At 41.4% G+C, this 22,595-nt stretch carries 25 protein-coding genes; all 25 read left to right on the forward strand.

From position 1 onward, the window contains the following. Nucleotides 1–209 precede the first annotated feature (209 nt). Complete coding sequence (locus tag CJ190_RS02885; RefSeq protein WP_013668503.1) at nt 210–476, forward strand: phosphocarrier protein HPr; 267 nt, start codon at nt 210–212, stop codon at nt 474–476. A 1-nt stretch (nt 477) separates the two neighbouring features. After that, nucleotides 478–2,202: a phosphoenolpyruvate--protein phosphotransferase gene (gene ptsP, locus CJ190_RS02890; RefSeq protein ID WP_064292289.1), complete on the forward strand. Its 1,725-nt coding sequence runs from the start codon at nt 478–480 to the stop codon at nt 2,200–2,202. A gap of 165 nt (nt 2,203–2,367) precedes the next feature. After that, entirely contained in the window at nt 2,368–3,576 is a 1,209-nt protein-coding gene (locus tag CJ190_RS02895) for a glycosyltransferase (RefSeq protein WP_064292290.1), read from the forward strand. 64 nt (nt 3,577–3,640) lie between these two features. Beyond that, complete coding sequence (locus CJ190_RS02900) at nt 3,641–3,868, forward strand: YkuJ family protein (protein ID WP_013669196.1); 228 nt, start codon at nt 3,641–3,643, stop codon at nt 3,866–3,868. 123 nt (nt 3,869–3,991) lie between these two features. After that, complete coding sequence (locus tag CJ190_RS02905) at nt 3,992–5,506, forward strand: Mur ligase family protein (RefSeq protein ID WP_082888602.1); 1,515 nt, start codon at nt 3,992–3,994, stop codon at nt 5,504–5,506. 17 nt (nt 5,507–5,523) lie between these two features. Further along, complete coding sequence (locus CJ190_RS02910; RefSeq protein ID WP_064292292.1) at nt 5,524–6,804, forward strand: homoserine dehydrogenase; 1,281 nt, start codon at nt 5,524–5,526, stop codon at nt 6,802–6,804. 3 nt (nt 6,805–6,807) lie between these two features. Then, nucleotides 6,808–7,707, forward strand: coding sequence for a homoserine kinase (thrB, locus tag CJ190_RS02915; RefSeq protein ID WP_064292293.1), 900 nt, complete (start codon nt 6,808–6,810; stop codon nt 7,705–7,707). Between the two features lie 125 nt (nt 7,708–7,832). After that, nucleotides 7,833–8,363 carry a YqeG family HAD IIIA-type phosphatase gene (locus tag CJ190_RS02920; protein ID WP_064292294.1) on the forward strand — a complete coding sequence of 177 codons (531 nt, stop codon included), beginning with the start codon at nt 7,833–7,835 and terminating at the stop codon, nt 8,361–8,363. Further along, complete coding sequence (gene yqeH / locus CJ190_RS02925) at nt 8,356–9,468, forward strand: ribosome biogenesis GTPase YqeH (RefSeq protein ID WP_070598014.1); 1,113 nt, start codon at nt 8,356–8,358, stop codon at nt 9,466–9,468. The genes CJ190_RS02920 and yqeH overlap by 8 nt, the downstream gene beginning before the upstream one ends. A gap of 8 nt (nt 9,469–9,476) precedes the next feature. Further along, nucleotides 9,477–9,800 carry a ribosome assembly RNA-binding protein YhbY gene (yhbY, locus tag CJ190_RS02930; RefSeq protein ID WP_064292296.1) on the forward strand — a complete coding sequence of 108 codons (324 nt, stop codon included), beginning with the start codon at nt 9,477–9,479 and terminating at the stop codon, nt 9,798–9,800. A 3-nt stretch (nt 9,801–9,803) separates the two neighbouring features. Further along, nucleotides 9,804–10,448 carry a nicotinate-nucleotide adenylyltransferase gene (locus tag CJ190_RS02935; protein WP_064292297.1) on the forward strand — a complete coding sequence of 215 codons (645 nt, stop codon included), beginning with the start codon at nt 9,804–9,806 and terminating at the stop codon, nt 10,446–10,448. Then, nucleotides 10,441–11,052, forward strand: a complete 612-nt coding sequence (gene yqeK, locus CJ190_RS02940) for a bis(5'-nucleosyl)-tetraphosphatase (symmetrical) YqeK (RefSeq protein WP_064292298.1) — start codon at nt 10,441–10,443, stop codon at nt 11,050–11,052. The genes CJ190_RS02935 and yqeK overlap by 8 nt, the downstream gene beginning before the upstream one ends. Continuing rightward, nucleotides 11,049–11,426, forward strand: a complete 378-nt coding sequence (gene rsfS / locus CJ190_RS02945) for a ribosome silencing factor (RefSeq protein WP_064292299.1) — start codon at nt 11,049–11,051, stop codon at nt 11,424–11,426. The genes yqeK and rsfS overlap by 4 nt, the downstream gene beginning before the upstream one ends. Beyond that, nucleotides 11,416–12,174, forward strand: a complete 759-nt coding sequence (locus CJ190_RS02950) for a class I SAM-dependent DNA methyltransferase (RefSeq protein ID WP_070598015.1) — start codon at nt 11,416–11,418, stop codon at nt 12,172–12,174. Before rsfS ends, CJ190_RS02950 begins: the two co-directional genes overlap by 11 nt. Nucleotides 12,175–12,223: 49 nt before the next feature. Beyond that, nucleotides 12,224–13,438 carry a tRNA(Met) cytidine acetate ligase gene (locus CJ190_RS02955; protein ID WP_064292301.1) on the forward strand — a complete coding sequence of 405 codons (1,215 nt, stop codon included), beginning with the start codon at nt 12,224–12,226 and terminating at the stop codon, nt 13,436–13,438. A 108-nt stretch (nt 13,439–13,546) separates the two neighbouring features. Continuing rightward, a complete protein-coding gene (locus tag CJ190_RS02960; RefSeq protein WP_064292302.1) occupies nt 13,547–14,098 on the forward strand; it encodes a YceD family protein in 552 nt (183 codons plus the stop codon). A gap of 29 nt (nt 14,099–14,127) precedes the next feature. Beyond that, entirely contained in the window at nt 14,128–14,316 is a 189-nt protein-coding gene (gene rpmF, locus CJ190_RS02965; RefSeq protein ID WP_081456691.1) for a 50S ribosomal protein L32, read from the forward strand. 242 nt (nt 14,317–14,558) lie between these two features. After that, nucleotides 14,559–14,930, forward strand: a complete 372-nt coding sequence (locus CJ190_RS02970; protein WP_064292303.1) for a DUF3397 domain-containing protein — start codon at nt 14,559–14,561, stop codon at nt 14,928–14,930. 214 nt (nt 14,931–15,144) lie between these two features. Further along, nucleotides 15,145–15,576 carry a division/cell wall cluster transcriptional repressor MraZ gene (mraZ, locus tag CJ190_RS02975; RefSeq protein ID WP_064292304.1) on the forward strand — a complete coding sequence of 144 codons (432 nt, stop codon included), beginning with the start codon at nt 15,145–15,147 and terminating at the stop codon, nt 15,574–15,576. Nucleotides 15,577–15,591: 15 nt separating this feature from the next. Next, complete coding sequence (rsmH, locus tag CJ190_RS02980) at nt 15,592–16,548, forward strand: 16S rRNA (cytosine(1402)-N(4))-methyltransferase RsmH (RefSeq protein WP_064292305.1); 957 nt, start codon at nt 15,592–15,594, stop codon at nt 16,546–16,548. A 19-nt stretch (nt 16,549–16,567) separates the two neighbouring features. Next, nucleotides 16,568–16,978: a cell division protein FtsL gene (ftsL, locus tag CJ190_RS02985; RefSeq protein WP_064292306.1), complete on the forward strand. Its 411-nt coding sequence runs from the start codon at nt 16,568–16,570 to the stop codon at nt 16,976–16,978. Continuing rightward, nucleotides 16,962–19,118 (forward strand): penicillin-binding protein, encoded by a 2,157-nt coding sequence (locus CJ190_RS02990; protein WP_082888604.1) that lies wholly within the window; start codon nt 16,962–16,964, stop codon nt 19,116–19,118. Before ftsL ends, CJ190_RS02990 begins: the two co-directional genes overlap by 17 nt. A gap of 20 nt (nt 19,119–19,138) precedes the next feature. Beyond that, nucleotides 19,139–20,086, forward strand: a complete 948-nt coding sequence (gene mraY / locus CJ190_RS02995; RefSeq protein ID WP_064292308.1) for a phospho-N-acetylmuramoyl-pentapeptide-transferase — start codon at nt 19,139–19,141, stop codon at nt 20,084–20,086. Nucleotides 20,087–20,095: 9 nt separating this feature from the next. Next, nucleotides 20,096–21,484, forward strand: a complete 1,389-nt coding sequence (gene murD, locus CJ190_RS03000) for a UDP-N-acetylmuramoyl-L-alanine--D-glutamate ligase (RefSeq protein WP_064292309.1) — start codon at nt 20,096–20,098, stop codon at nt 21,482–21,484. A gap of 14 nt (nt 21,485–21,498) precedes the next feature. Next, nucleotides 21,499–22,593: an undecaprenyldiphospho-muramoylpentapeptide beta-N-acetylglucosaminyltransferase gene (murG, locus tag CJ190_RS03005; RefSeq protein WP_064292310.1), complete on the forward strand. Its 1,095-nt coding sequence runs from the start codon at nt 21,499–21,501 to the stop codon at nt 22,591–22,593. The last annotated feature ends 2 nt before the right edge of the window (nt 22,594–22,595 follow it).

Here is a 22,595-nt window from a genome sequence, read left to right on the forward strand (position 1 = left end):
TGACCTTCAATAGTCATTATACATTGACCATGTTTGACATTCAAGTCATAAAGCTTGTTTTCCCATGCTAAAGCCAAGGAGAATTTAATTAAGTAGTTGTCACCATGCTTAAAAAATGGTACATTATTAATGTAACGGTTTTCTTTTCTTTAAGCGATAGTTGGGAAAGTCGTCAAATTATGTAGATTTAAAAAAAGGAGATTATAATAATGAAAACTCAAGACTTTAATATTACTGCAGAAACTGGTATCCATGCTCGTCCAGCAACCTTACTTGTGCAAACTGCAAGCAAATTTAAATCTGATATTAACTTAGAATATAAAGGTAAATCTGTTAACTTGAAATCTATCATGGGTGTAATGTCCTTAGGAGTAGGCCAAGGTGCAGATGTAACCATCTCTGTTGAAGGTGAAGATGAAGAAGAAGCAATGGCAGCTATTCAAGAAACCATGAAAAGTGAAGGGTTGTCAGAATAACATGGAAAAGTTGAAAGGAATTGGGGCTAGTGATGGTTACGCCATTGCTAAGGCCTTTCTTTTGGAACAACCTGACTTATCCTTTGAAGAAGGAAAAGTAGAAGATGCTGATGCGGAAATTGACCGCTTAACCAAGGCTATTGATGATAGTCGCATTGAGATCGCTAAGATTAAAGTGATTGCTCAAGAACGTCTATCTGAAGAAGAAGCAGGCGTTTTTGATGCTCATTTACAAATGCTAGATGACCCAGAGATGATCGCGACATACCAACAAAAAATCAAAGATGAAAATCTTGACGCTCAAACTGCTGTGCGCCAAACTGCTGATGGCTTCATTGCTATCTTTAAAGCCATGGAAGATAATCCTTATATGCAAGAACGTGCAGCGGATATTAAAGATGTTACCGACCGCCTCATCGCGCATTTAATCGGCGCAAAAATCCCTAACTTGAGTTTAATTGATGAGGATGCAATTGTTATTGCTCCTGATTTAACTCCGAGTGATACAGCACAGTTAAACAAATATGTTAAAGGTTTTGTTACTGATATTGGGGGACGGACATCCCACTCAGCAATTATGGCTCGTAGCTTAGAAGTTGCTGCTGTTGTTGGAACAACTTCTGCTTCTGAAGCGGTTAGTGATGGGGACTTAGTCATTGTCGACGGTTTTGAAGGGGAAGTTTTAATTAACCCAGACCAAGCCACTGTTGATAGCTATAAGGACAAAGCTAAGGCCTATCAAAAACAAAAACTTGAATGGGAAAGCCTTAAAGATGCCGATTCCCTAACTAAAGATGGCAAACAATTTGAAATTGTTGCTAATATTGGTTCACCTAAGGACTTACCCGGTGTTCATGAAAACGGGGCCGAAGGTGTAGGGCTTTATCGGACAGAGTTCCTCTATATGGATTCAGACCACTTCCCAACTGAAGAAGAGCAATTTGAAGCTTATAAAGAAGTTTTAGAATCTCTCAACGGTAAAAATGTGGTTATCCGGACCATGGATATTGGTGGGGATAAGAAACTCCCTTATTTAGCCTTACCAGAAGAGTTGAATCCTTTCTTGGGTTACCGTGCGATTCGGATTTGCTTAAGAGAAACGGATATGTTCCGTACCCAATTACGGGCTCTCTTACGTGCCTCCGCTTATGGGAAATTAAGTATTATGTTCCCAATGGTAGCTACTTTAGAGGAATGGCGTCAAGCTAAAGCTTTATACGAGGAAGAACGACAAAAATTAATTGACGAAGGCGTTGAAGTTGCTGACAATATTCAAGTGGGGATTATGATTGAAATCCCAGCAGCAGCTGTTTTAGCTGATCAATTTGCCAAGGAAGTTGACTTCTTCAGTATTGGAACCAACGACTTGATCCAATACACCATGGCTGCTGACCGAATGAATAATAATATCTCTTACCTCTACCAACCTTATAACCCAGCCGTTCTACGTCTGATTAACTATGTGATTCAAGCTAGTCACAAAGAAGGTAAATGGACTGGTATGTGTGGAGAAGTAGCTGGTGACCAAACCGCTATCCCACTACTTGTTGGTATGGGCTTAGACGAATTCTCTATGAGTGCAACTTCAATTCTTAAATCGCGTTCCTTAATGGCTCGCTTAGATTCTAAGGAATGTGAAGAATTAGCTCACAAAGCCATGAATGAAAAGACCAGTTCAGAAGAAGTGGCCGAAATGGTTCATGACTATGTGTCTAAGTTAGACTAAAAAGAATAAACTGATCAAGTGCTGGTAATGAATACTGCCTTCAGTGAAGGAGAGTGATTCAATCATACCAGCACTTTTTTCTTGGATTGGTATTCACTCTGACCTGTGCTAAAATAAAAGTACTTTGTACAGTTTAATAGTAGATAATCATGAGGGGAGAGGAAAATGAAGATCGGCTTTTTTACGGATACTTATTTTCCACAAACTAGTGGGGTGGCTAGCTCAATTCAGACCTTAAAAGAAGAATTGACCAAGGCCGGCCACCAAGTTTATATTTTTACCACGACAGATCCTAAGGTGAAAGAGGATCAAGCAGAAGAAGGAATATTTAGGTACGAATCCATCCCCTTTCTCTTTTTTAAAGAACGTCGGGTGGCAGTGACGACTTTACGACCGATTTATAAAAAGGCCAAAGAACTAGACTTAGATATCATCCATACCCATACCGAATTTACCATGGGAATTTTTGGTGTCATGGTGGCCCACCGTTTGCGCCTACCGATTGTCCATACTTATCACACCTGGTATGAAAATTACCTGCATTATATCTTAAATGGTCACTTAGTTCCTAAGGCGGCGGTTAAGTCCTATACTCGTTATTTTTGTCAATTAGCTAATACGGTCATTGCCCCTAGTCAAATGATCCGCCAAGTTCTACTAGACTACGGTGTTGAACGTCCGATTGAAGTAATACCGACCGGGGTTCATTTTTCACAGCAGCTAGCAGAGGCAGATCTCCAAAAATTAAAGCGTGAACTGGGGTTTGAGGACGATCAGCTGGTTCTTATTACGGTTAACCGGATTGCCCAAGAGAAGAATTTAGATAGCTTAATTCGGCAGATGGCTCAACTTCTGGAACTTATCCCCCAGGCTAGGCTCCTGATAGTTGGTGATGGGCCGGAAAAAGACCACTTAATGGCCCTTTGCCAAGAACTCAAGATAAATCATGCAGTTATTTTTACTGGGATGGTTCCCCATGAAGAAATTAATGGTTATTATCAAATCGCAGATATTTATGTGAATTTATCCGTGACTGAGACCCAGGGAATTACCTTTATCGAGGCCATTGGTAACCATCTGCCTATCGTGGCAATGAAGAATGACTATTTACTTAACTTAAATCGGACAGCACCGATTGGTAAATTACTTGACCAGGTTGACCAGTTCAGTCAGGCAGTGCTTACCTTAGCAGAGTCAAGATCAGAAAATTGTCAAGCTTTTAAGCACTTAGAACAGGAAATTTCCGCCCAGACTTTCTATGAACGGGTCTATGCCTTGTATACTTCTTTAATAAGGAAGCAAGAAAGTCAGATGGAAGATGCCGATACTAGCTTTTTCGAGAAAATTTCTGAAAATATCTGGCCCTTTCAATAATTTTTACTTTTCATTTCATGACTTTTTGTTAAAATGAAACAAGAGTAATGAAAGGGGACAAAAAATGCAAGCTTCACAACTAAAAGCGATTATTTCTCGACTTGAGGCCATGCTTGAAGAGGGATCAGATATTGAAGTGAGACGATTTGAAAAAGAAGGCGAGGAACGATGCATGGTGCGCTATGATCGTGAAAGTGAAAGCTTTCTATTAATTGAGCATGGGGTAGATCAAACCTTTCAGTTTGATGACATCGATCTCGCCGCTATGGAGATTTACGACCTCATTCAATAATTTTACCAACCAACAGCCTGGAAATTGTCCAGGCTTTTTCTGTAAATAGACAATTGGGCTGATCTTGTTAATCAAAGTTGACTTAGTGTATAATGGGAATTCAGAAGAGAAAGTGAGGCAATTATGAACAAGACATTAAGGGAGATATGTCGCCTACTTGATGAACGGGGGCAATTAAAGAGTCCACTACTAAGGAGTCAGGCGCCGGTCCAAAACTTAAGTTACAATTCCAAGACGGTTTCTGAAGGAACATTATTCTTTTGTAAGGGCGCCCATTTTAAACCGGCTTATTTAGAACAAGCCCAAGCTTTAGGAGCAGTTGCTTATGTGAGTGAGCAGGACTATGAGCTGGATTTACCCCTCATTCAAGTGGAAGATATTCGCTTAGCCATGCCTATTATTGCGGATTTCTTTTACCAAGCTCCTTACCAAGCCTTTCACCTAACTGGGATTACGGGGACTAAAGGAAAAACGACAACCACTTTTTATTTAACTAAGATTCTTGATTTGTACCAGGAAAGCTTAGGAAAGGGCCCAACAGCTTATCTGTCTTCCTCGCACTACTATGATGGTGTTGACCAAGGGGAATCCCACTTAACCACGCCCGAATCCCTTGAACTTTTCTATCGCTTTAACCATGTCCGCCAGTCAGCAATCGACTTTATGACCATGGAGGTTTCCAGTCAGGCTCTCAAGTATCACCGTGTAGCAGAAGTTCCCTTTGAAGTCGGAGCTTTTCTAAATATTTCCACGGACCATATTTCGCCAAGCGAGCATCCCAATTTCGAAGATTATTTCATGAGTAAGTTAAAGCTCTTTGACCAAAGTCGCTTGGCGGTGATTAACTTAGACGCTGACCATATCGATCGAATTTATCAAAGAGCAAGCAATTCGAAAACGGTCAAGGAAATTGTGACGGTTTCGACTAAGGATGAAAAGGCCGATTATCTAGCTAAAAATATTGTGTCTGGGGCTGATCAACAACACTTTGTCTTACATGCTCCTGACTTTGAAGGGGAAATCCGGATGAAGATGCTGGGGCGCTTCAATGTAGAAAATGCCCTAGTCGCCATTGCGATTGCCCGCTATTATCAGGTCCCCTATGACATCATAAAAAAAGCCTTACAAGAAGCACAAACTGAAGGGCGGATGGAAGTCTATCATTCTACGGATAAACGTATCCATGCTATCGTTGACTTTGCCCACAATAAATTGAGCCTAGAAAAACTTTTTGAAGCGAGTCAGCAAATGTACCCCAAGGCCCATAGTATTGTCGTCTTTGGCTCTGCAGGGGATAAGGCCATTTCGAGGCGAAAGGATTTAGGAGAAGTGGCCGCCCAATATGCGGATGAAATTATCCTCACCATGGATGACCCTGGGACTGAATCAGTGGGAAAAATATGCCAAGAAATCAACCGCCCCATTCAAGCGGCTAAGCGTCAGGCAGAAATTATCCCTAATCGTCCCCAAGCTATTGCCTATGCTTTTCAACAGGCTTCTGCCTATGATGGGGAGGTCGTGGTCTTGATTGCTGGTAAGGGGGATGAAGATACCATGAAAATTAATGGTGTCGACCAAGCTTACCCAACTGATCGCTATTATGTGAAGCAGGCTTTAGAAGAAATATCCAAGCAATAGATAAGAAGGAGGCAAGTATGGTAAGTAAGAAGATAGCTATTTTAGGTTTAGGAACAGTTGGTCAGGGCGTATTCCGCGTTTTGCGCGATCATCAGGGCAAAATTACCAGCCAACTCCACCATGCCCTTGAAGTAAAAAAGATCTTTGTCAGAAGTCCCGAAAAAGTTACCGAAGAATTTTCTAATCAGGCTGAAATTGTTACTGATTATCAAGAAATTATTGCTGATCCTGACATTGATATTGTGGTTGAAGTCATGGGAGGCATAGATTTTGCCAAGCAATGTATTGAAGGCGCTCTTCAAGCCGGCAAAGCGGTGGTTACTGCCAATAAGGACCTTATTTGTGAACATGGAGCTGCCTTAAGTCAACTCGCTGAAGATAAAGGACTTGACTTACGCTTCGAGGCGGCGGTCGCTGGTGGTATTCCTATCTTAAACACCCTACGAAATAGTTTCGCCGGCGATGAAGTCACTGAAATATTAGGGATTCTAAACGGGACATCTAACTTTATTATTAGCGAAATGACCGAAAATGGTTCTAGCTACCAAGAAGCCTTAGCTAAAGCTCAGAAACTCGGTTTCGCCGAAGCTGATCCTAGTGCCGATGTTGATGGCCTTGACGCTGGTCGTAAGGCGGTTATCCTCGCCAAGATGGGCTTTGGTATTAGTCTTAATTTAGATGACGTGATGATTAAAGGGATTAGTGACTTGAATGCGGTAGATATTGAGATTGCTAAGAATTTAGGTTACGTGATTAAATCCTTGGCAGTCCTTGACCGTCAAGGAGAAAATTTTGCCTGTGAAGTGCAAAGCTTTTTACTTGAAAAGTCACATCCATTAGCCATGGTTAAGCAAGAGATGAATGCTGTTTATACCAAGAGCAAGGCTGGCGGAGAAATGATGTTTTACGGTCCCGGAGCCGGCGAGTTGCCAACAGGGGTTGCTGTTGTGAGTGATATCATCCAAGTCGCTAAGAACCAGGAAAATGATGACTACCAAGTCTTTGCCAATTATCGTTTAGATGAGAAGGTTCACTTGTCTGTCCAAGCCAACTATCCGTATTATTATCGTTTAGCCATCCAGGACCAGAGTCAAGGTCTAAAGACCCTGCTCGATCTCCTCAACCAAGAAGGGATCTCTATTAACCACTTGGGTAATTACCAAGAGGGAATGCTGTATATCTTAACCAGTCCAGGTAGCTATTCTTCCCATCAAGCCATTGCCAAGCAGCTTGAAAGCGCTCAAGGAGTGGAGTTATTGGCTTCCTATCCTATTTTTAAAGAAGAGAAGGAGGACTAAAGCATGCAGCGTGTTATAGTTCCCGCCACTTCAGCCAATTTAGGCCCAGGTTTTGACTCGGTCGGGGTGGCTGTCGACCTGTATTTAAGAGTAGATATTATCGGCCCGAGTCAAGAATGGGAGATTAGACATAACCTGGGGAATGATGTCCCGACTGATGAGAATAACCTATTGATAAAAACTATTCTCGATCTTGCTCCCCAAACGCCGCCCCAACAATTATATATGCACAGTCAGATTCCCGTCACACGTGGCCTAGGGAGCAGTTCCAGTGCCATTGTTGCTGCTATTGAAATTGTTGATTATCTCAATCAATTCCAATGGTCACTTAGCCACAAAATCAATTTAGCCAATAAAATCGAAGGACATCCTGATAACATTGCTCCTTGTTTAGCAGGCGGACTAGTGATTGGAGTGGCCATCGGGTCTGAAGAAGTGATTTGGTCTAAGGAGGTCTTTCCTAATACCCGCTTAATCGCTACCGTGCCTCATTATCAATTATCGACTAAAAAAGCTCGCGAAGTTCTTCCTGATCAGCTCTCATATGCTGATGCTGTCCGGGCCAATGGGATGGGGAATGTTTTAGTTTCCAAGTTAATGGAAGGCAATCTGGATGATGCGGGGCGGTTAATGGAACAGGATTATTTCCATGAGCCTTATCGTAAGAGCTTAGTGCCTGAATTAGAACAAGTGCGTCAACTTTTAAAAGGTGTTCCTGGAGTCTATGGCACTTATCTTAGTGGAGCTGGACCTACTGTAATGACCATGGTCCAGGCTTCCCATAGTCAAGAAATTAAGGACCTGCTGGAGGCTAGCCTTGAAGAGGTCAGTCTCTATGACCTTGCTATTGATGATAAGGGGAGTCGCTTTGAAGAAGTGAAAACCCTGGATGAGTTTGAATAATATGTTTAAACACGACTTCTAGCCACTAGTTTTAGGAGTCGTGTTTTCCTCTATTTAAAAGACCCTATCAATTATCAATGCCCATGATTATGCTATAATGTAAGAAATGTAGAGAGGAGAGGGATATGCTCACAGACTACTTCCTACCGACCTGGTTGGTAGATACAATTTATTCCATTTCTCCCCAAGCCCTCAAGAGCTTGAGTGTGAAAGGGATAATAACTGATTTAGACAACACCTTAATTGCCTGGGATTTTCCAGATGCTACCCAGGAATTGATTGAATGGGTCAAAGAGATGCAAGATAATGGCATTGAGGTCATGATTTTATCGAATAACAATGAACAGCGGGTAAAACATGTCGCAGATCAATTGCAAGTTCCATACTATTCAGCAGCTTTTAAACCTTTTCGCAAGGGAATAAGACATTTATTAAAAATTTCCGGCTTAAAAGAAGAAGAAGTTATTATTATTGGCGACCAGTTATTGACTGATATTTTTGTGGCCAACCGGCAAGGCTTGCGCAGTGTCTTGGTCCGACCGGTGACCAACAGTGATAGTGTAGTCACGCGGATAAACCGTCGTATCGAAAGCTTTGTCTTTAATGGACTAAAGAGACGCTATTCAGAATTAAAGTGGAGGGATCGGATTGACTGAGGAAGTCCTTTATTGTATTGGTTGTGGAGCGGGTTTGCAAACAGACCAGCCCAAGGAGCGAGGTTACACCCCCAAAAGCGCCTATGACAAGGGGGTAGAAAGTGGCGAGCTCTATTGCCAGCGCTGTTTTAAATTGCGCCACTATAACCAATTAGAAAAAGTCCAAATGACCCCAGCAGAATTTAGGCATATTTTACATGAGATCAGTGAGGACGATGCTTTAGTCGTCAATGTCATTGATATTTTTGACGTACAGTCCACCATTATTCCGTCCCTAGAACGTTTAGTGGGAAATAATGATATTGTATTTGTAGCGAATAAAGTTGACCTACTTCCTAGTGATGTCAAAAGTAGTAAAATTGAAGCCTGGCTGAAGAAATATTTAAAAGACCAAGGCTTTAAAGCCAGAAATGTTTTTCTTACCTCTGCTGTCAAAAATAAGGCCATTGATGAACTCTTTGCCTTTATTGACCAACACCGCAAGGGCCGCAATGTTTACATTGTCGGCGTAAGTAATGTGGGGAAATCGACTCTAATTAACAGTATGCTTAGGGCCCAAGGTTTTAGCGATAGTGTCATTACTACTAGTCAATTTCCAGGAACCACTTTAAATTTGATAAAAATTCCTTTTGATGAAGCGAGTGACTTAATTGATACACCAGGTATTCTTAAGGACAGTCAAATGACCAGTTTGTTGGATTATAAAAGTATTGAGCAGATCCTACCGCAAAAGCGGATAAAGCCGAGAACTTTCCAATTGAATCCAGGACAGAGTTTATTCTTCGGCGGAATGGCTCGGTTCGACTATCTAGCAGGGGACAAACAAGGGGTAACGGTTCACTTAAGTAATCAAGTGGACATCCATCGCCGAAAAACTGAAGGATCTGATGAATTCTTAGCCAAACACCAAGGAGACTTACTCGCCCCACCAAGTGCCAGTGAAGTCGAGCAATTTCCCGATCTTGTTAGTCAGGCCTATACCATCAAGGAGCCATGTGACCTGGTTATTGCTGGCTTAGGCTGGTTAAGTATCAAAAAGCCAGGAAAAGTAGCTATTTATGCACCTAAAGCAGTCGATATTTTTCAAAGAAAACCACTTATTTAGGAGGAAATATGCTAATTAATAAACAAAAAAAGGCAATCAAAAAAGCAGCTCATCATGAGAAAGCTATTTTGCAAATTGGTAAAAATGGCTTAAAGGATGAGTTAATAGAACAAATTGACCAAGCCCTAGAGAAGAGAGAGTTAGTTAAAGTCTCAGTCCTACAAAATGCCGGGATTGAAACTGACCAAGCTCTTGAAGCAATTGACCAGGCCCTAGCGCCTCAATTCGCTTATAGTATCGGACACACCATCATCCTTTACCGGACTTCCTCAGAGGAAAAGAACCAAAAGCTATCGAAAGAAATTCGCGCCTTAAAAAATAAAGGAGTGTAATGAATGGCTGAAAACAGGCAAAGACAAGGAAATTACAGCTGCCAAGTCCTTGAAGAAGCCCAGGAAAGCAGTTCGCCTAAAAAAAGAATTGGCCTTTTAGGGGGAACCTTCAATCCCATTCACCAGGGGCATTTGATGGTGGCTGAACAGGTCTATGAAAAGTTATGCCTGGACCGGGTGGACTTTATGCCTAGCAATCTTCCGCCTCATGTCGAGCATAAGGAGACCATTGCTGCCGACAAACGTTTGGCCATGCTAAACCTTGCCATTCAAGCAAATGATCACTTTGCAATAGAAAAAATTGAGCTGGATCGTCCCGGTAAATCCTATACATACGATACTATGGATATCTTGACTACCCTCCACCCTGATAATGAGTATTATTTTATTATTGGCGGTGACATGGTGGAAAACCTCCCTAAGTGGTACCGGGTTGAAGAATTAATGCAGCTTTGTCATTTTGTCGGGGTCCAAAGACCTGGCTATGATATGCCGAGTGACTATAATATTATCTATGTCGATAGTCCTCAAATTGATATTTCTTCAAGCTATATACGGCAAAGCGTCAATAAGGGATCCAGCATCCGCTACTTATTGCCTGAAGCGGTCAGAGACTATATTGATAAGGAAGGGTTATATCGTGACTAAAGAAATAAGTTATTCCCACAAATACATTGTGGCTAGTCGTGAAGACTTAATTAAGGCATTAAAAAATAATTTATCAAAGGATCGCTTCGAGCACTGTTTACGGGTGGAGTCTACCGCTATCGAGCTCGCCCAAAAATATCAGTTGAACTGGGAGCGGGCGGGGATAGCTGGCTTGCTCCATGACTATGCTAAAGAAGATAGTCTGGAAACTTTAAAGACCTATGCCCATTTCCCCGGTTTCGATGAAGAGTGGGTGAACTATGGTAATGCGATCTGGCATGGCCCCCTAGCAGCCATGAAGGCTGTGGATGAATTTGGCCTCCACGATCTAGAAATTTATTATGCCATTTATAAGCACACCACTGGAAGTATTGACTGGACCAATACAGCTAAGTTAGTCTTTTTAGCAGACTATATGGAGCCGGGTCGTGACTTCCCTGGTGTGGATCAAGCTCGGGCCTTAACTGAGCAATCCCTTGATTTGGCAGTGGATTATAAAATTAAGCAAAATCTAAAACATCTGATTGACAAGGGACAAAGTATTTATCCTGAAAGTTTAGCGGTGTATAACGCTTGGATTAATAAGAAAGGAAAGAGTGAATGACTAATCAATTAAATCGTCCGTTAATGGAGCTTATTGTAAAGGCAGCTGACGATCGCTTAGGGCAAGATATTGTCGCTCTAGAAGTTAACCAATTAACCCCACTGGCTGACTATTTCGTTATTGTTAGCGCTAAAAATGACCGACAAGTCAATGCCATTGTGGATAGTATTGCGGAAGCTGTTGAAGCAGCAGACTATAAGGTTAAAGGCATTGAAGGGAAAGACGGCCATGCTTGGGTATTAATTGACTGTGTGGATGTCATTGTCCACGTCTTTAATAAAGAGGTGCGTAGTCATTATAATATTGAAAAATTGTGGAATGATGCGCCATTGGTCAATTTAACGGCTTTATTGGAAACTGAAGATGAAGACTAACCAATATGCCTTGTTTAGTGAAGTCTACCACCAAATTTTTGACCAATCCCTCTACCAGGCCTGGCAGAATTATTTAGAAGATCAGGTTGAGACGCGCTTGACTCATCAAGAGGGACTAAAAATTTTGGATATGGCTTGTGGAGATGGTCGACTAACCTTGGAACTGGCCAAGGCGGGCTATGATGTGACCGGGATGGATCTTTCTGAAGAGATGTTAGCGATTGCTCAAGCAGAGATGCAGGAGGCAGGAATCTATATTCCTTACTTTCAAGCAGATATGCGTAGCTTCAAAACTGAGACAAGCTATGACCTGATTTCCATCTTTTGTGACAGCATCTGTTACTTAGACAGTCTAGCTGACTTAGAGGCTACCTTTAAGGCCTGCTATGAGGCCTTAGAAAAGGGAGGCCTCCTGCTCTTTGATATCCATAGTTCCTACCAGATGAATTGCATTTACCCTGACTTTCAATGGGTAGATAGCTGGGATGATGCTGTTTTCACCTGGCAAAGTGACCAGTTGAGGGGGCCTAATACCATCGATCATTTGTTAAATATCTTTGTTAAGGATGAGGCTAGTCAACTTTACCAGCGTTTTGAAGAAGTGCATCAGGAACAAATTTGGCCCCTAAGAAACTACCAAGATGCCTTACTCAGCTCAGGTTTTACTGATATTCAAATCACTGCAGACTTTAGCCAAGATAAACCTAGCGAAAAGAGTCGTCGGCTCTTCTTTTCCTGTAAAAAGTAAGTAGATATTTCCAGGGGAAGACTGAATGAGTTAAGGAGGTTAACCTAACATGTCTGTCTGTGGAATGGTTGTAGAATGGAATCCTTTTCATAATGGTCATGCCTATCTGATTCAACAGCTTAAGGGCCGTCAACCTAATACAGTTATCATTGCCATAATGAGTGGCAATTATGTGCAAAGGGGCCAAGCAGCTTTGCTTTCTAAGTGGCAACGAGCAGAAGTCGCTTTGAAAAATGGCTGCGACTTGGTGGTTGAACTTCCCTTTTGGTATGCTGTCCAACCGGCTGACCTTTTTGCAAAAGGGGCGGTGGGCTGCCTACATGCTCTAGGCTGCCAACAATTAGCTTTTGGTAGTGAGTTAGAGGATTTTACACCTTACCAAGAATTAGCCCAATGGGTGAGTGACCATGAAGAGATTGTGGCTTTGAAACAGCAAAATGGAGCCTTTCATGCCAATAATTATGGGAAGAGCTCGATTAGTCTCTTAGCTGATTTAGTGGCGGAAGTTCCTGAATTGAGGCATTTGAAGATTGATTTTACTGATAACAGTAATGTCTTATTAGCCTATTCTTACGCCAAGGCCAACGCTAAGTATCAAGCACCCATGTCCCTAACTGCAATTAAGCGACAAGGAAGTCAGCACCGAGACCAAGATTTGAATCCAGGGGCTAATTTTGCTTCCAGTAGCAGTATTAGGAAGGCTATACTGGGGGATCAGATAGATTCCCGTCAGCTCGACCGGCTGATGCCTAAGGCAATGGTGGAAAAGCTTGAGCTAGTCAATTATGACAGTTCCTGGTCAACTTTGTACCCCTTATTGCGTTACAAAATTTTATCTGAATCTCGCCAAAAGCTAGCCGACTACTATCAAGTTTACGAAGGTATTGAAAAAAACTTTATTGCGGCAGCCCGGCAGGAGACTAACTATGCCGATTTTCTCAATCGGGTTAGCAATAAAAAATGGTCTAAATACCGGATCCAACGGGCGCTTTTGATGATTTTCTTAGGTGTTTCTGACCAGGAAATGCAGGATCATTTAAAAAAACGTCAACCTCTCTATCTTTTAGGGGCCAATGCTAGGGGAAGAAAATATTTAAAAGGCTTAGAAATTACAGATCCATCTTCTTATGCTATGATAAACCGTGTAGGCAAGGATGAAAGTAAGGCCTGGCCTTTATGGATTCGTGTGGATGAAATCTATCAGCAAGTAGTTATGAAAAGTAAAGAAAGTCAGCTTTTCGCTCATCCTCCGATCATGTTATAAAAAATAGTGGAAAGGGAGCAAGTAGAGAAAAAGATTGTCAAGGAAATAACATTGACAAAGCGATTGAAAATCGGTATAATTTTTCTTGTTGCTTAATGGTGGTCAATGATGAAATGGTCTTTTCAAGAACTCCGTATAAAAGCCCAAGATCCCTTAAAGGTTGATCAAACGTTGGACCTTAAATCTGATTTAATGAATAAAAATCAAGAAGTCCTCGACTTATCACCAGTAAAGGTTCAAGGGTATTTGATATACGACGATCATACAGTATTGGCTCAATTAGAAATAGCTTTAACTATAACGCTCCCATCTTCACGGTCTCTTGAACCGGTAGATGTGGCAATGCAGTTTCCAATTCGAGAACGCTATATTGAATCAGGTTGGCAAAGTGAACTTGTCCAGGACGAGGACAACTTAGTGATTGAACTTGAGGATAATACAGTGGATTTGGGGAGGGCCATTGTTGATAATATCATCACACATATCCCTCTTAAACGATTGACGCCTGATGAGTTGGAAGCAACAGATTTACCATCTGGCGACGATTGGAATTTAATGACAGAAGCTTCATTTCAAAATAATGAAAAAGAATCGGATCAAATCGATCCTCGCTTTGCCAAGTTGAAGGATCTATTGAGCGATGATACTTCTGAATCATAAACTTAAACTAATTAGGAGGTGTAATGGAGATGGCAGTACCAAAACGTAAAACATCAAAACAAAGAAAACGCAAACGCCGTACTCATTACAAGTTGGAAGTTCCAGGAATGGTTACTTGTCCAAATTGTGGTGAATACCGTAAGTCACATCATGTCTGCCCAAGTTGTGGATACTACGATGGCCAAGACGTGATGTCTAATAATGAAGATGCAGAATAATGATTCTGTTGTGAGAGGTTGGGACATAAGTTCTGATCTCTTTTTTTATTTTCACTTTATTTTTCTCTTAGCTAAGTCCCAAGTAGCTTAATTATTATGTCTGCTTAATGAAAGGGCTTTTGCTTTTTTTGACTTTAGGTTAGTATATAGATGTCATTTTGAGAGAGATGACACCAGTCAGCTTATTCAATCAATCCGCTTGAGATACTATTATTAACTTTACTCATTAAGGAGGTCAGCCAATGTCGTTTTCATGGACAGAAATTATTATTTATCTTATGCCATTTTTAACTTTATTTTTAGCTCTTTATTTTCGTCAGTATTTAAATGATGGTCGTCATATTCACTTGTTGCCCATCGATGTCATGCATCCTATTTTATGGTTGTGTTTCCATTATTTAACCGAGACCATTTTTTATTTTTCCTTACTTCCTCTTTATTTTATTATTTTAGGCATCCTGGGTCTTTGGGGCCTGTACCAAGAGGAAAAGCAGGAGGAAACTTTTCGCTGGGCTCGCTTCTTTAGGAAACTTTCCAAACGTCTCTTTGTTTTGACTTCTATTTCTTACTTGCTTATGCTAATTGTCCGTTTTATCCAAGTTATCATCAAGTAGGTCTTTTTTGTAAATACTAGAGTGAATAGCTCAAGTTAGAAAGTAAATTCTGCTTTCTTGCTTGAGCTTTTTTGCTGCCTTTTTTTAGAAAAGTGGGGGATGTGGTAAAAAATCAAAAATATTTGGGGAATAATGGAGGATTGTGGAGGATTGTGGTAAACTAATATTATCTTAGTAAGCTAGGCGGACCAGGGACACAGAAAGGCGAAAAATTATGTTAATGGGAGAATATAAACATAATATCGACAGTAAGGGTCGCCTGATTATGCCCGCTAAATTGCGCGATGATTTAGGGGAGCGTTTTGTAATTACTCGGGGCTTGGATGGCTGTATTTTTGGTTATCCGAAAGCTACCTGGGACCTGGTCCAGGAAAAGTTAAAACAACTTCCCTTAGCTAAGAAGGATGCCCGGGCCTTTACCCGTTTTTTTTACTCGGCTGCCCAAGAGGTAGAACTGGATAAGCAAGGGCGGATTAATATTCCCCAAACCTTGATCGATTTTGCCCATTTAGAAAAGGCCTGTCGCGTGATTGGTGTCAGTGAACGGATAGAAATCTGGGATGAAGGTCGCTGGATAGCAGAAGCTGAGTCGCTTTCAGATAATTTTGAAGATATTGCAGAAAACCTGTTTGATTTTGGTCTTTAGGAGAAGGAGGCCCCTATGTCAGAAACATTTCATCATATTACGGTTCTTTTAAAAGAAACGGTTGATGCCTTAAATGTTAAAGAAGATGGTTCTTATGTCGATTGCACCCTGGGAGGCGGCGGTCATACCAGCTATCTCTTAAGTAAACTATCAGCCAAGGGTCGCCTTTATGCTTTTGACCAAGATATCCAGGCCATCAACCATGCTAAGGACCGCTTCGCTGATGCGATTGATGCTGGGCAACTGACTTTGATCCATGCTAATTTTGCTCAGTTAGAAGAACAGCTTGCCCAAAGAGGGGTTAAGCAAGTTGACGGTATTCTTTATGACTTAGGCGTGTCTTCCCCGCAATTAGATGATAGAGAGCGGGGCTTTTCCTATAAGCAGGACGCTCCTTTAGATATGCGGATGGATCAAAGTCAATCGCTGACTGCTAAAGAAGTGGTTAATGAATGGTCTTACGCCGATTTAGTTCGCATCCTCAAACGCTATGGTGAGGAAAAGTTTGCCAAGGCCATTGCGCGTAACATTGAAAACCACCGCCAAAAAGCACTTATTACTCGGACAGCTGAATTAGTGGAAATTATCAAAGAAGCCATTCCCGCTCCAGCCCGCCGCAAGGGCGGTCACCCAGCTAAACGCAGTTTTCAAGCCATCCGTATTGCAGTCAATGACGAATTGGGAGCCATTGAAAGTTCCTTAAGTCAGGCTTTGCAATTGATAAAGGTTGAAGGGCGGATTGCTGCCATTAGCTTTCAGTCCTTGGAAGACCGAATTGTTAAGGTCATGTTTAAAGAGGCCAGCACTGTGGATAATCTTCCTAGCCAGTTACCCTTATTGGAAAGCCAATTACCCCAAGCTAAGTTTCGTCTAGTAAATAAAAAACCGATTTATCCCAGCCAGGAAGAATTAGATAAGAATTCACGAGCACAAAGCGCCAAGTTACGTGCCATTGAACGGGTATCGGAGTAATTTGAGAGGAGTCGTTAATGTGTCATCACCAGCACTTGAAAGAGAGAAAGCTAAACTTCAATATGCCCTGCCTAAAGAGGAAATTGATCACAGGTATAGTCATTCAGCAAAATCTTTAAATGGTCGCTACCATGTGGAGACCTCTACTTTTTTTACGGGAAAAGATTTTTTGCTTTCAGCAGGAATGATTCTCTTTTTAATGGTGGCGATTTTTTGGCTGATTAATGCACGTTCATCAGTGGATGCTAAAAGACAAGAATTACAAAATGTGCAAAGAGAAACCCAGGCCTTAAAAACGGAAAAAGGTAATCTCCAACAAGAAGTTAATGAACTATCTAGTTATGAAAGAGTTATGCAGTATGCTAAGGACAACGGCTTGAAGCTAGAAGAAGAAAATATAAGGAATGTCACCAATGAAACATCAAAATAGCAAGCAAAACCGTTTACAATTTCTGCATATCATGATGCTCTTGGTTAGTTTCATTTTTGTCCTCTTTGTGGGGAGACTGGCTTATATCATGCTGGGTGGAGAAGTTGATGGGGTGGACTTAAGAGCAAGTGCACAGCAACAATATGGAAGAAGTAGTATTCAATTGGCTAAACGTGGAACCATCTATGATGTTGGTGGTAACGCGATAGCTACGGATGCTACTTCTTATAATTTATACGCTGTTTTAACTTCTGCTTGGGCCGATGAAGGCGCCGAACCCATTCATGTTCCTGATGATCAAAAAGAGCACACTGCAGAAGTTTTAAGTAAACATATCGATATGTCAAAAGAAGATATCCTTAAACAATTAAACACAGAAAATGCCACTCAAATTGAATTTGGCCAAGCTGGGAAAAATCTTTCCTATGCAAAAATGCAAGAAATTCAAAATGAAAACCTGCAAGGAATCCACTTTGATCCCCAACCTTCCCGCCTATATCCCTCGGGGATCTTTGCCTCTCATGTGATTGGTTATGCTCAATTTCAAGAAGCAGAAAATCCTCTAGATAGTCGCCTCGTGGGGCAATTAGGCTTAGAGAAGAGCTTAGACTCCCATCTGGCAGGAAAGAATGCTATCAAAGACTACCAGGCTGGCCATGACCAAGTTGCTGTCAATGATGCCAATAGTGATGATAATGAAACGGCTAACGGTGAAGCTAAAGATGGCTTAGATGTCTATACGACAATCGATACCCGTTTGCAAACCTACCTAGAGGGTTTGATGTCTAACATCTATGACAATTACCATCCCGAATCGATGACAGCCATGTTGGTTGAGCCCTCCACTGGGAATGTTCTGGCAGCTAGCCAACGACCTACTTTTAACATGCAAACCCGCAAAGGCATTGAAGACATGTGGACCAATCTTTTGGTTGGTGAAGCTTTTGAACCTGGGTCAGTTATTAAGGTCTTGACCATTGCTGCTGCTATCGAAGAAGGCGTTTTTGATCCTGATGCTACCTACCAATCAGGGAGTATTATTGTTGATGGGATTAGAATTAGTGACTGGAATAAGGTCGGTTGGGGAACTATTACCCAGTTAGAAGGATTATCCCAATCATCCAACGTGCTTGTGGTAAAATTGGTTCAAGCCATGGGTTATGATACTTGGCATAAGTATATGGTAGAATTTGGCTTAACTCAGAAACCAAATTCAGGTTTTTCTGATGAAATAGCGGGATCGATGAATTATGATGAAGAACTCCAAAAGGCCAATACCGCTTTTGGACAAGGGATTCAAGTGACGCCTTGGGCCTTAATGCAAGCCTATACCGCAGTAGGTAACGGTGGCAAGATGATGAAATTACATGTGATTGACCGCCTTGAAAAAGAAGATGGCAGTATTGAAGTTGTCAAACCAGAAGTGATTTCCTCACCGATTTCTGAAGAAACCGCTCAAAAAACCCTAAAGGCCTTGGAGTCTATCGTCTATGCCCCAACTGGTACTGGTAAAATCTATGATGTTGAAGGTACCCGTCTGGCGGTTAAGACTGGTACAGCAGAAATTTTTGATGAAAAAGCAGGCCGTTACTTATCCGGTGAATCAAATTATTTACATTCTGTTGTTGGTTTTGCACCTTCCGATCATCCCCAATATATTTTATACTTAACCCTAAAGAAACCATCTCCTTCAGCAGGAAAGTTGGCTCAGGTACAACTTTCAGAAATCTTTGTTCCTTTTATGAAACGGGCGCTGGAATATGGGAAGTTGGACCAATCTGACCAAGCCCATTTAACAGCAGTACCTAATGTGGTGAACAGCAGTATCCAAAGTGGCCAGCAAACCATGCAGGGAAATGGCTTTGTCAACGTTGAGGTCATTGGTGACGGGGATAAGGTGATTGAACAATTTCCACAAGCGGGTACCAGACGGTCTTTAGATAATCGTGTTTATCTCTTAACTAATGGGCAAGTGGAATGCCCAAACTTCCTTGGCTTAGAAAAGACGGAAGCTATTACCTTAGCACGTTTGTTAGGAATTAATCTCAAAGTGAATGGTGAAGGTAAAGTGATCAGTCAAAATATTGAGCCTGGCCGGCCAATTTCTGATGGCCAGGGGCTTACTGTAGAATTACAATAATGAGAACGGGAGAATCATTTATGCTATTTACCTTTATATTGAGTTTTTTAATAACGGTTATCTTAATGCCGATCTTTATCCAATGGATGCATGCTAAACAATTTGGTCAGGAAATTTTAGCTATTGGTCCCAGCTGGCACAAGCAAAAAAGTGGCACCCCCACTATGGGAGGCTTAGTTTTTCTCTTTGCTAGTTTACTGGCCTTGACGATCCACAAACTTTGGAATTCTTATTTTTCTCTTCCCTTAGTTATTCTAATGCTTTCCTTGATACTCTTTGCGGGAATCGGTTTTGTGGATGATTTTTTGAAAATTTTCAAAAAACAAAATGAAGGTCTCACATCGAAGCAAAAATTTCTATCCCAGCTTATGGCATCGGCCGTTCTGATTCTGGCCATGTATTTTTCGGGGTTAAACTTTTCCTTACCGCTTCCTTTTGGCTTTAGTACATCATCTTTTTTAGTGGTCTTTATTTTTGCAGTTTTTTGGATTACTGGCTTTTCTAATGCCTTTAATCTCACTGATGGGATCGATGGTTTAGCTAGTGGTAATGGGATTATTAGCTTAACTGCCTATCTCATTATATTTTTAAAACAAGGACAGATGGATCTAGCACTTTTTAATGTTGCCTTGATTGCTTCTTTGTTTGGCTTTCTAATCTTTAACATGAAAACCGCTAAAGTCTTTATGGGCGACGCTGGCTCATTGGCAATTGGCGCTAGCCTTGCCGTGATTAGCTTAATGACTGGAAATCCTTGGAGCTTATTGGTCTTCGGCTTTATTTACGTTGTAGAAACGGCTAGTGTCATGATTCAAGTCACTTATTTCAAAAAGACTGGTAAGCGCATTTTCAAAATGACCCCCATCCACCATCATTTTGAAATGGAAGGCTGGAGCGAATGGAAAATTGACTTTGTTTTATGGGGGATAGCTGCGGCTTTAAGTGTTATCGGAATTTTTATTTTTTAGGAGTATATTATGGAGCAAACATCTAGTAAGCAAACAGTAAAGAATAAAAAGGTTTTGGTCCTTGGTTTGGCCAAAACAGGTCTAAGCGTGGTTAAGAAACTCGCTGCCGAGGGCGCTATTGTGACTGTCAATGATAAGCAGCCCCTAGATGAAAATAAAGCCGCCCAAGATCTTATTGAGCACAATGTTCGTATTATTTCTGGCTATCATCCGATTGAACTGCTAGACGAGGACTTTGCTTTTATGGTCAAAAATCCTGGCATTCCTTATAGCAATCCCATGGTTCAAAGAGCTCAGGATTTAAATTTACCGATTTATACCGATATCGAACTTCTAGCCTGGTTTAACCAAGCTGAGGTCATTGGCATTACCGGGTCAAATGGTAAAACAACCACCACCTCTTTATTGGGAGAGATCTTACAAGGCGCTAAGGAATTAACCGGAAAAACCGAAGTCGCCGGTAATATAGGAATTCCGGCCCTAACCGCCAGCCAAGCTTTAAGCAGTCAAGATCGTTTAGTGTTGGAATTGTCCAGTTTCCAATTAATGGGAATTGAAACATTTCGTCCCCATATTGCAGCCATTATTGACCTTTACCCCACCCACTTAGACTATCATGGAAGCATTGAGAATTACCTCGCTGCCAAATGGCGGATTACTAAGAACCAAGGGCCAGACGATTACTTACTATTAAACTATGACCAAGAAATCCTTTGGCAAAAGGCTAAGGAAAGTGCTGCCCAAGTGATTCCGATTTCTATAGAAAGTGAGTTGGAAAAAGGGGCATGGTATAATGAAAAAGAAGGCACCCTTATGTGGGGGAATGAGATGGTCTTAAAACGAGAAGATCTTTTCTTACCTGGTAAACATAACGTTCAGAATGCCTTAGTCGCTCTGGCCATCGCTAAATTATTAGGCGTAAGCAATGGAAGTATCCAAGCAGCTTGTTCACAATTCCATGGGGTCAAGCACCGGATTCAATTTGTTGATCAAATCAATGGACGGCGCTTTTATAATGATTCCAAGGCGACCAACAATGAAGCTAGCATCACAGCCTTACGCAGTTTTAAAGAGCCCTTAGTATGGATAGCAGGTGGCTTGGATAGGGGAAATGGTGTAGACGAGCTATTAAAAGAACTGGGTCAGGTGCATGCCCTAGTAGCTATGGGAGAAACCCAGGAAAAATTTATCGATCTCGCTAATAAGGCAGGAATTTCTCAAATGAGTGTCGCTAGAAATATTGAAGAAGCGACCCAAGCCGCTTATCGTTTAAGTCAGCCAGGAGACGTGATTCTTTTATCTCCTGCCTGTGCTTCTTGGGACCAATACCCTAATTTTGAAGTGCGTGGTCAACGCTTTATCGATGCAGTAGCAGAATTAAAGAAACAGGAAAGCTAAAAAGGAGTTTTACTATGCGAATCGTTTTATCTGGTGGTGGTACAGGCGGACATATTTATCCAGCCCTAGCACTGAGGAAAGAAATTCTAAAGCAATATCCCCAAGCAGAATTCCTCTATATTGGAACGGAAAAGGGTCTTGAGGGGAGAATTGTTCCTGATTTGGGCATTGAATTTCAGACGATTAGAATCCAAGGGCTAAAACGCTCACTTTCCTTTGACAATGTGCGCACCCTAGCATACATGGTCAAAAGTATTCATCAATGTAAAAAATATTTAAAAGCTTTCCAACCAGATGTGGTGATTGGAACCGGGGGCTATGTTTGTGCTCCAGTCCTTTACCAAGCCGCTAAAATGAAAATTCCAACGATTATTCATGAACAAAATAGTGTGGCTGGGGTTACCAATAAGTTTCTCAGTCGCTATGTTGATAAAATTTGTATTTGCTATTCTGAGGTCAAGCAAGATTTTAAACATCACAAAAATAAGGTAGTCTTTACGGGAAACCCTAGGGCCCAAGAATTAGCTGGAGATAGTTCGCAAGTTGATTTAGGAAGCTTTCAATTAGATAATGACCTGCCTACAGTACTAATCTTTGGAGGAAGCCGAGGAGCACAACGGATCAATGAAGTTGTTTTGGACATGGTGGGTGAACTACAGCACCGTTCCTATCAAAGTATCATTGCTACAGGAGATATTTATTATGAGGATTGGCAGGCTCGTTTTCCTAATATGGAGAACTTTTCCAATGTTAGAATCCTGCCGTATATCAATAATATGCCTGAACTTATGCGTAAGGTAGACTTAGTTGTTTGTCGGAGTGGAGCAACGACGCTCACCGAATTGACGGCAGTCGGTACACCAAGTATCTTGATCCCTAGTCCTAATGTAACCAATAACCACCAACAGCATAACGCTGAAAGCTTGGTCAACAATCAAGCTGCCAAAATGATCCTAGAAAAAGACCTCAGCCCTAAACGTTTACTGCAAACCATTGATGAACTAATGACCAATCCAGGAAAGCGCATCCAAATGAGTCACCAAGCGAAAAACTTAGGCGTACCGGATGCTAGTGATCGGATTATTCAAGTCATTAAAGATCTGCTTTAAAG

It is taken from the genome of Aerococcus loyolae, from assembly GCF_002871915.2.
Lineage (GTDB): Bacteria > Bacillota > Bacilli > Lactobacillales > Aerococcaceae > Aerococcus > Aerococcus loyolae.